The following is an 8,672-nucleotide window of genomic DNA, read 5'->3' as shown; positions in this document are numbered from 1 at the left end:
AGGCGCCGAGCTGGTTGGTCGCCATCGAGACGGCATTGCTCTCCTCGCTGGTGCGCTCGGCGAGATCGGTGACGCCGTCGAGGATCTCGCTGGTCGCGCTGCGGACGGCCGAAACCGTCTCGGCAAGGCGGGCGAGCGTGCTCTCGAACTCCTCGGCCAGCGCATTGGTGCCGTCCTTGAGCTCGGCGAAAGCGCCCTGATACATTCCCTCGACCCGGGTCGAGAGATGGCCGGCCGACAGCTCCGCCAGCACATCGCAGGTCTCCAGCAGGCCGGTCTGGACCGTCTCCAGCAGCGTGTTGACCGAACCGGCGAGCGCATTGAGCTCGGGGTCGGCGAACTGCGCCGCGACGCGCTGGGTGAAATCGCCCGCCGCTGCGGCCGCGACGACGACGCCGAAGGCTTCGCCGAGTTCGCGCATCATCTCGCGGCGCTGTTCCTGCGCCCGCGCCTCGTCCTCGACCTTGGCAAGCTCGGCGGCGCGCAGCGCCACCGCGTTGTCGCGGAACAGCAGGACGCTCTTCGAGATATCGGAGATCTCGTCATTGCCCTTGGTGTCGACCACGGTTTCGAGCGCGCCGTCGGCGATCGCCTTCGTGGCGGCCCAGAGCCGGTTGAGGCGACCGACGATCATCGGGCGGACGAAGAAGAAGGACAGGGCGAGCGCTACCAGCAGCGAGGCGATGCCAATCGCCGCGAGCGTGTACTCGCTGCGCTCGATCATGGCCTTGGTCGAGTCGCGCCCGGCGATCGCGCCGCTACGAGCGGAAGAGACGAGCTCGCCAACCTCGCGGCGAACCTTCTCCGCTGCCTGGTCGAGATTCTTGAGACCCGCGACGATCGCCGCCTGCGTCGCGAGCTCACGCTCGCGGATGGCGACGATGCCGGCAGCGCCTTCGCCGAGATCGGTCACGGCATTGACCGCCTGCCCGCGCGCCGGATTGGCCTGCAGCATATCCGCCGCCGCCAGAAGGCCACGGACCTGACCGAGCTGAGCCTTGAGACGCGACTTGGCGATTTCAAGCTTCTCGGTGCTGTCGACCTGCGAGATCTCGCGCAGGAGGCCGACCGTCTCGCTGATCTGCAGCTGGAGCGCCTGAGCGGTCTGAAGCGAAGAGAGGTCCTTGTCGAGCACCTTGGACAGCGCGGCATCGAATTCGCTGCCGGTGAGCTGCGCCGCGCTGGTGATGTTCATCTTGACGTTGAACTGCGCGTCGGATGTCTCGAAATCGGCCATGGCGCTGAAGCCGTCGCGAGCCTTGGACAGGGCGGTCAGCGCGGTCGCGGTGTCGGCGGCGTTGCGCAGCCGCTCTCCCGTCAGGTCGTTGATGTCGTTGATCTGGCGCGCCAGGTCGTCGATCGCCGCTTGCGGCTTGGACTTGTCGACCTTGCCCTGCTCGGCGATGCGACGCAGCAGGTCCAGCTGGCGCGCCTCGACGCCGTCGAGATCGCCGGTCAGGGTCGCACGTTGCTGCAGGGTCGAGACCTCGCTGAAGCGGGCCGCCAGCGCGGTCGACTGCGTCGCGGCCTGGGAGAGCTCGAGCGCGAGCTCTACCACGGGCATCTTCTGGCTGACGAGGTCGTCGACCGTCTTGTCGACGCTGTCATAGGAGAACCAGGCGACGGAGGACGAGACGATGGTCAGGGCCGTCATCACGCCGAGAGCGGCGTAGATCCGAGGCGCGATACCGATCCGCAACGGCTTGCCCTCACGCACGGGCTTGGCTTTCGTCATGAAGTCGTACTCCGGTATTCACGCAACGCTGGAGAAGGAGTTCAAAAACAGGAAAACTACCCGTTCAGGATTGCCCTGAACCGAACCGACCATCCCGCAGTCATGGGAATCCCCTCCCTCCCCCGGCATGAAAGCCAGGCGGCTGGATCCGCATGCGGCGTCGAAAAGGCCATGAAAGTCCCCTGGCCGAGGCGTAACCCTCGGTCTGGAGCACAGCATCGTCCAGGCGCGCTTAAGGAACGTTTAAAAGTGGATTCTTTTGAATCACTCTCGCAGCGAGGGGATTCACCTGACGTTAGAGGAGGTTAAATCGCTTTAACCTTCCAGTTTCGGGACGGGGCGCGGGCGCCCCTCCTCGTCGATCGCGACGAAGGTGAAGGTGGCCTCGGTGACCTTCTCGTGCAGCGTCGTACGGAAGCGCTTAGCCCAGGCCTCGACAAGGATCTTCATCGATGTCCGGCCGACGGATTCGATCTCCGTATAGACGCTGAGCACGTCGCCGACCTTGACCGGCCGGAAGAAGGTCATCGCATCGACCGCGATGGTGACGACGCGCCCCTGCGCCCGGTCGACGCCCGCGATGCCGCCGGCCTGGTCCATCCGCGACATCACCCAGCCGCCGAAGATGTCGCCATTGGCATTGGTGTCGCCGGGCATGGCGATCGTGCGCACGGTCAGCGTCCCGCGCGGGGCTTCGTCGGGACCGTCGGCAGCAGGGCTCATGAGCATCCTTCAGGCTGGCGGGGAATCCGCTTGGCCGATGATGCTGACGCCGCGGCAGCTACGCAAGCGGCGCTTTGCATTGCCCGCCGCTATCACTGACAATCGGTGAGGCCACGCGAACAGGGATCGACACCATGCCGAGCGCCGAAGCGTCCAAAGTCGAGCCCATCATCATCATCTCGCTGCGCTATGCCGATGCGCCACGGATGTATGACTGGCTGATCGAGGCCTTCGGCTTCGAGAAACATGCCGCCTATTATTCCGAGGACGGCAGGACGCTCCTCCACGGCGAGTTGAGGATGGGTTCCAGCTTCGTCATGCTCGGCTCGGCCGAGAACAACGAATTCGGCAGGCTGGTCGCCCGCCCGGCCGAGCTCGGCGGCACCACCGCCTCCCCCTATATCGCCACCGACGAAATCGACGCCCGCTGCGAACGGGCCCGCAAGGCCGGCGCCGAGATCTGCATGGAGCCGCGCGACCAGCCCTATGGCAGCCGCGACTTCATCTGCCGCGATCCAGAAGGGCACCTCTGGTGCTTCGGCACCTATCGCCCAGCTCAGCCCGCGACCTGAAGCGGCGGCACCGACCGCCGCGCCCGCAGCATCAGCCAGCAGACGATGCTGAGATTGACGAGGTTCCAGGCGAGGCCGTTGAGGAAGGCCATCCGGTACGAGCTGAAATAATCGAAGATCACGCCGGAGAGATAGCCGCCGAAGGCCATGCCGAGCACGGTCACCGACATCACCAGCCCGATGCGGATCCCGGCCTGCTTGGCCGGGAGGTACTCGCGAATGACGACGGCATACATCGGCACGATGCCGCCCTGGAACAGGCCGAAGATGCCGCTGACGACATAGAGGGACTGCAGCCCGTCGAACCAGAGATAGAGGAACAGCGCCACGCCCTGCATCAGCGAGCCCAGCGCCAGCGTCGCCGCGCCGCCGATCCGGTCCGAGACGAAGCCCGAGCCGATGCGGCTGATGATGCCCAGCAGCATCATCAGCGAGAGCATCTCGGCGCCACGCGCCACGCCATAGCCGAGATCGCCGCAATAGGCGACGATATGGACCTGCGGCATCGCCATGGCAACGCAGCAGGCGAAGCCGGCGACGCAGAGCAGGAGCTGGAGCTGGCCGGCGCTGAGACCGAGGTCGCCGCGCGCGCCTGCGCTGCTCGCCTCCGCTGCGGCCATGGTCGCGGCCGTCGGCTGGCGCCGGAAGAACGGCGCGAGCGGCAGCAGCACGACCAGCGTGACGATGGCGATACCGAAATGGGTAGCTCGCCAGCCGTAATGGGCCATGCCCCAGGTGATGACCTGCGGCCAGAACACGCCGGCGAGATAGCTGCCCGAAGCGCCGCAGACCACGGCGAGACCACGATGCTTGCGGAACCAGTGCGACAGGTCGGAGATCAGCGGCGAGAAGCCGGCAGCGCTACCCATGCCGATCAGCAGTCCATGGGCCAGCGCGAACTGCCACAGCGAATGCGACATCGCCGCGGCGGAATAGCCGGCCGCGAGCAGGAACGCGCCCATCACGATGGGAACCATGATGCCGTAGCGATCGGCGACCCGGCCCATGATGATGTTGCCGGCACCGAAGCCGAGCATCGCGAAGGTATAGGGCAGCGAGGCTCCGGCCCGCAGCGTATCGAACTCGCCCTGCATCGCCGGCAGCACGACGACAACCGACCAGGAGCCGACACAGGCGACCGTGCCGATCACCAGCGCGACGGCGAGCCTCAGCCAGGCATAGGAGGAATCGGGTTGGTAGCGGTCGGCGTCCTGGGACATGCTTCCTCGGCGGCCACATGTTCGGAGGTGGCTCTTCTCGGGAGGAGCTTTAGCGGCTGGAAGCCGCCGGGCAAGCGCCTGCAAGGCAGCCCTGCCGCGCGCCAGCGACAGATATCCTCGCTCTCACGCCCGCAGGACCACATCCATTGAAACGCGGGTCATCCCGGGCGAGCCCAGGGAGACTTGGAATCCATGCCGGAACGCTTCCGATCGAGGTTCGGGTATGGATCACGGATCTCCGCTTCGCTGCGTCCGGATGAGCCGCATTTTCAATCGACTGGATACAGGAGGCTGCCGCAGCCTCAGCGGAAGATGCGATCGCCTTCCATGTCGACGATCTGCTGGCCCTTCACCAAGGTGAAATCGGCGGCCTCGGCCTGACCCGGAAAGCGATCGGCCCGAATGAAGCGATGGCTCTTGGTCTCGCCGTCGACGACCTTTTCGATGACGCCGCAGAGCTGGTACTGCCCAGCCTCCTGATAGGGCGTGGCATGGATGGTGAAGCCGTTATGCTCGATGCTCTTGACCGGGCCGGCGGGCTTTTCCTCGGCCGGCTTGCGGCCCCCGAACAGCGATTTGAAGAAAGACATGGCACCTCCGCATTGCTTGCGGCCTGATATAGGGCAGGAGCAGCGCCAAGGGGAGCGCTGTTTCGCCTGGCGAAGGATAAGGCGCCCACCGGCCCGCCGCTTGAACGGCGCTTCGCGGCTTCCCACATTCAGTGATGTTCAGGGCAGCCGTCAGGCTTCCCGAGATCGCGCCGCCCCCAGCGGCTGCCTCCGGACAGGGAGGTGGTCATGTCATTCGGCAAGTTCCTGATGATCGCGGGCTTGGCCTGCGCGACGCTGGCGACGCCCGCCTTCGCCCAAGACCCCTCGCCGCACGGATTGCCTTGCGCCGACCGCGACCATGTCGCCGGGCAGCTGCGCGAGACCTTCGGCGAGCACATGATCGGCAGCGGGTTGGCCGAGAGCGGCGTTCTGTTCGAGCTTTATGTCGGACAGGCCGGCACCTGGACCCTGCTCGCCACCACGCCGACCGGAAAGAGCTGTCTCGTCGGCGCTGGCGAGGCCTGGGAGCCCCGGCCGGATCCGGACATCTTCGCGGCGCGCTAGGTGTCTTGGCAACTCCAGTCCGATCGACTATGGAACCGCGATCGGGCTTTCGCCCCGTTCGTAAGCGTCTCACGTCAGGCAACGCATACATTCGGCATGAGCCGTATCGGATGCGTCCGAGCGGCATGCCCTTGCGAAAGCCTGTCCTGATGACAAGTTCTGCCTCCCCGCCCGCTACGCCGGCGTGGTGATGCCGTTCTTCCTGTCCGTGCTGATGACCTTCGTCGTCTCCGGCATCTCGACCCTGAAGGCCCTCGGCCTCACCGCCGAATGCCTCCAGACCTGGCCGACCTCCTGGGCCCTGTCCTGGATCGTCGCCTTCCCGACGCTGCTCGTGGTCCTGCCGGTCGTCCGGCGCCTCGTCGCGCTCGCGGTGGCGCCGCCGGCCTGATCCTCACACCGAAAGATGGAGGGCGACCTCGCGCCGATGCGGCCTCTGACGGTGCTCGAACAGATAGATGCCCTGCCAAGTGCCGAGCGCGAGGCGCCCGCCCATCACCGGAATCGACAGCGAAACCGGCGTCAGCGCCGCCTTGATATGCGCCGGCATGTCGTCCGGTCCCTCGTCGCGATGCACGAGATAGGCCATCGCCGGATCATCGGCCGAAGGCACGAGCCTTCGGAAGAACGTGTCGAGATCGACACGCACATCCGGGTCGGCATTCTCCTGGATCAGCAGAGAGCAGGAGGTGTGGCGCACGAACAGCGTCAGCAATCCGCCGGCCTCGCCGCTCGCTTTCACGAAGGCGATAGCGCGGTCGGTAAACTCGTAGAGTCCCGGGCCGCGCGTCTCAATCGTCAGAATCGTCTGCCGCGTCATCAGCGCTCGGTCAGCGCGAGCTTGGCGCCGAGCGCGACGAAGGCTGCGGCGAAGCTCCGGCGCAGCCAGGCCATCACCGCCGGCCGACTGATGACCTTGTCGCGCATCGCCGCCGCGAAGAGCCCGTAGAGCGCGAAGACGATGAAGGTCATCGCCATGAACACGCCGGAGAGCTCCAGCATGCGCGCGCCCGGGCTCGCCTCGTCTGCCGCGATGAACTGCGGCAGGAAGGCGACGAAAAAGATCGAGAGCTTGGGATTGAGCAGGTTGAGCGCGAGCCCGTCGCGCAGCACGAGCCAGGCCGAGCGCGCATCCGCCTTGGTCTCGACCTTGAGCGCGCCATGCTCCCTGAGCGTCTGCCAGGCCATGTAGAGCAGATAGGCGACGCCGGCATATTTCACGACGGCGAAGGCGAGCGCGCTGGCATGCAGCAGCGCCGCGATCCCCATCATCGCCGCGATCAGGTGCGGCACGATCCCGATCGTGCAGGCGAAGGCGGCGAGCACGCTCGCCCGCGAGCCGCGCGTCAGCCCGGCGGCGATGGTGTAGATCGCGCCGGTTCCCGGCGACGCGACGATGATCAGCGAGGTCAGCAGGAATTCGGGGGACATGGCGCCTCCAAAAGCAGGATGCGCAGGAAGCCCTTTCCCACGGCCAAGATCAAGGTCCCGCAGCCACTCTCAAAACTTAGGTATTGACCTAAGTATTTACGATGCGCTATCCGAACCCCATGGCCGTCCCCCAGCCCGCCCTCGACGATACCTTCCGCGCACTGTCCGATCCGACACGTCGCGCGGTCGTCCAGGCGCTCGGCCGCGGGCCGGCCTCGGTCAGCGATTTGGCGAAACCCTTCGAGATGGCGCTGCCGAGCTTCCTGCAGCATCTCAAGGTGCTGGAGGATTGCGGCCTTGTCGCCACCCGCAAGACCGGGCGCGTGCGCACCTGCACCCTGCGCGCGGAGCCACTCGCCGCAGCCGAACACTGGCTGGAGGCTCAGCGCACGCTCTGGACGAAGCGCCTCGACCAGCTCGACCGGCTGGTGCTGCAACTGAAGGATCAGGAGGACAACGGATGACCGATACGCACGCGACCGCCTTCGACCCCACGCTCGACCTGGAATTGCGGCGCGAGACCGACGTCCCGCCGCGCCTGGTCTGGCGCGCCTGGACCGAACCCAAGCTGCTGATGCAATGGTTCACACCGGCGCCCTGGAAGACGACCGCCTGCGAACTCGACCTGCGCCCCGGCGGCCAGTTTCACACGGTGATGGAAGGGCCGAACGGCGAGAAACACGACAACAACGGCTGCGTGCTGGTCGTGGTGCCGGAGACCTTCCTGCTCTTCACCGATGCGCTCGGCCCGGGTTTTCGCCCGATCGAGGGCGGCTTCATGACCGCCTCGGTGACGATCGAGCCGACCGCGACCGGCACGCTCTACATCGCCCGCGCCTATCACAAGGATGTCGCCGGCAAACAGCAGCACGAGCAGATGGGCTTCCACGAAGGCTGGGGCAAGGCTTGGGAGCAATTGGTCGCGCTGGCGCGAACGCTATGAAGCAGACTCGGCCGTGACGAATGAAAGGGCGCCACTGGCGCCCTTTTCTTTAGCGAGCGTTACCGCGCCTTCCAGAAATAAAGCTGGCCCTCATGGTTGTTGCCGCTGAGCAGATATTCTTCGGCGACCATGTTGATGCCGTTGAACAGATCCCAGTGATCACCGTTCACGCGCTGGAAGAACAGGAACGACGAGCTCTTGTCGCCCTCGGTCTGATAACAATCTTCCAGGTAGAGCACGCCCTTCTTGCCGATCACCGAGCGCCAGACTTTTTTGGAGACGCCCTGGACATCCGGCTCGCCATAGACCCGCCGGACGCGCGGCTCGAGCTCCGCCGCCCGGATGAAGAAGCTGGCACTGAGCGTGGTCAGCGGGCGCGCGCCGCCCGCAGGCCCACCGCCGGCATTCACCCGGCTCGCGACCTTCGCGAGTTTCTCGATCGTCGCATCGTCCTCCGACGGCGTCAGCCGCAGCGTATAGCCCATGCAGATGGCACAGCGATTGATGCTGTCGCCGATCGTCTTCTTCGCCCAGGGGCGAACCGTGGCGAAGCGTTCAGCAAGCGCGTCATAGGTGAAGGGGAGCACGAGCAATCTCCTGGGCCACAAGGCGGCGGCAGACTGCCCAGCAGCCGGCCCGGCTGCGTCCTACGTTCATAGGAGGACTGGCCGGGCGACACTCCCAAAGAAAAACCCGCCTCCGCAGTGCGGAAGCGGGTCTCATTCACGATTGGCCAGAAATCGGCCGCGCAGCCGATCAGTTGTCGAGGAAGCTCCTGAGCTTCCGCGAGCGGCTCGGGTGCTTCAGCTTGCGCAGCGCCTTCGCCTCGATCTGGCGAATACGCTCGCGGGTGACGCTGAACTGCTGGCCGACCTCTTCGAGCGTGTGGTCGGTGTTCATGCCGATGCCGAAGCGCATGCGCAGCACGCGCTC

The 8,672-nt window shown here is 65.9% G+C and carries 13 protein-coding genes; 5 read left to right on the top strand and 8 right to left on the bottom strand.

The window, feature by feature from the left end:
- Together Q0Q36_RS24510 and Q0Q36_RS24505 are read right to left on the bottom strand one after the other, a co-directional pair.
- A partial coding sequence (locus Q0Q36_RS24510; RefSeq protein WP_293802420.1) for a HAMP domain-containing protein occupies positions 1–1,735 on the bottom strand: 1,735 nt, incomplete at its 3' end.
- A gap of 315 nt (positions 1,736–2,050) precedes the next feature.
- Positions 2,051–2,458 carry an acyl-CoA thioesterase gene (locus Q0Q36_RS24505; RefSeq protein ID WP_293802418.1) on the bottom strand — a complete coding sequence of 136 codons (408 nt, stop codon included), beginning with the start codon at positions 2,456–2,458 and terminating at the stop codon, positions 2,051–2,053.
- 134 nt (positions 2,459–2,592) lie between these two features.
- Here Q0Q36_RS24505 and Q0Q36_RS24500 point away from each other — a divergent pair, with 134 nt between their 5' ends.
- Positions 2,593–3,030, top strand: a complete 438-nt coding sequence (locus tag Q0Q36_RS24500; protein WP_293802416.1) for a VOC family protein — start codon at positions 2,593–2,595, stop codon at positions 3,028–3,030.
- On the opposite strand, the gene Q0Q36_RS24495 is transcribed toward Q0Q36_RS24500, so the two are convergent.
- Both Q0Q36_RS24495 and Q0Q36_RS24490 read right to left on the bottom strand, forming a co-directional pair.
- Entirely contained in the window at positions 3,015–4,250 is a 1,236-nt protein-coding gene (locus Q0Q36_RS24495; RefSeq protein ID WP_293802414.1) for an MFS transporter, read from the bottom strand. The two genes, Q0Q36_RS24500 and Q0Q36_RS24495, sit on opposite strands and share 16 nt — an antisense overlap.
- A gap of 302 nt (positions 4,251–4,552) precedes the next feature.
- The gene (locus tag Q0Q36_RS24490; protein ID WP_265055658.1) at positions 4,553–4,840 is read right to left on the bottom strand and encodes an HlyU family transcriptional regulator; all 288 of its coding nucleotides are present in this window, start codon (positions 4,838–4,840) and stop codon (positions 4,553–4,555) included.
- Positions 4,841–5,047: 207 nt separating this feature from the next.
- Here Q0Q36_RS24490 and Q0Q36_RS24485 point away from each other — a divergent pair, with 207 nt between their 5' ends.
- Both Q0Q36_RS24485 and Q0Q36_RS24480 read left to right on the top strand, forming a co-directional pair.
- Positions 5,048–5,365: a hypothetical protein gene (locus Q0Q36_RS24485; protein ID WP_293802412.1), complete on the top strand. Its 318-nt coding sequence runs from the start codon at positions 5,048–5,050 to the stop codon at positions 5,363–5,365.
- A gap of 190 nt (positions 5,366–5,555) precedes the next feature.
- A complete protein-coding gene (locus Q0Q36_RS24480; protein WP_293802410.1) occupies positions 5,556–5,756 on the top strand; it encodes a DUF2798 domain-containing protein in 201 nt (66 codons plus the stop codon).
- 3 nt (positions 5,757–5,759) lie between these two features.
- Here Q0Q36_RS24480 and Q0Q36_RS24475 read toward each other — a convergent pair whose 3' ends face one another.
- Both Q0Q36_RS24475 and Q0Q36_RS24470 read right to left on the bottom strand, forming a co-directional pair.
- Entirely contained in the window at positions 5,760–6,185 is a 426-nt protein-coding gene (locus Q0Q36_RS24475) for a secondary thiamine-phosphate synthase enzyme YjbQ (RefSeq protein ID WP_293802408.1), read from the bottom strand.
- Positions 6,185–6,796: a LysE family translocator gene (locus Q0Q36_RS24470; protein WP_265055662.1), complete on the bottom strand. Its 612-nt coding sequence runs from the start codon at positions 6,794–6,796 to the stop codon at positions 6,185–6,187. The genes Q0Q36_RS24475 and Q0Q36_RS24470 overlap by 1 nt, the downstream gene beginning before the upstream one ends.
- A gap of 119 nt (positions 6,797–6,915) precedes the next feature.
- On the opposite strand from Q0Q36_RS24470, the gene Q0Q36_RS24465 reads away from it, so the two are divergent.
- Together Q0Q36_RS24465 and Q0Q36_RS24460 are read left to right on the top strand one after the other, a co-directional pair.
- Entirely contained in the window at positions 6,916–7,260 is a 345-nt protein-coding gene (locus Q0Q36_RS24465; RefSeq protein WP_293802407.1) for a helix-turn-helix transcriptional regulator, read from the top strand.
- Positions 7,257–7,739 carry an SRPBCC family protein gene (locus tag Q0Q36_RS24460; RefSeq protein ID WP_293802405.1) on the top strand — a complete coding sequence of 161 codons (483 nt, stop codon included), beginning with the start codon at positions 7,257–7,259 and terminating at the stop codon, positions 7,737–7,739. Before Q0Q36_RS24465 ends, Q0Q36_RS24460 begins: the two co-directional genes overlap by 4 nt.
- A 59-nt stretch (positions 7,740–7,798) precedes the next feature.
- On the opposite strand, the gene Q0Q36_RS24455 is transcribed toward Q0Q36_RS24460, so the two are convergent.
- Together Q0Q36_RS24455 and Q0Q36_RS24450 are read right to left on the bottom strand one after the other, a co-directional pair.
- Entirely contained in the window at positions 7,799–8,326 is a 528-nt protein-coding gene (locus Q0Q36_RS24455; protein ID WP_293802403.1) for a T6SS effector amidase Tae4 family protein, read from the bottom strand.
- A 169-nt stretch (positions 8,327–8,495) separates the two neighbouring features.
- On the bottom strand, positions 8,496–8,672 hold a 177-nt coding region (locus Q0Q36_RS24450), incomplete at its 5' end, for a sigma factor-like helix-turn-helix DNA-binding protein (protein ID WP_293802422.1).

The organism is uncultured Allobosea sp. (assembly GCF_945957345.1).
GTDB lineage: Bacteria > Pseudomonadota > Alphaproteobacteria > Rhizobiales > Beijerinckiaceae > Allobosea.
The sequence above is the reverse complement of the archived record's forward strand: the minus strand, read 5'-3'. Positions and strand labels throughout refer to the sequence as shown.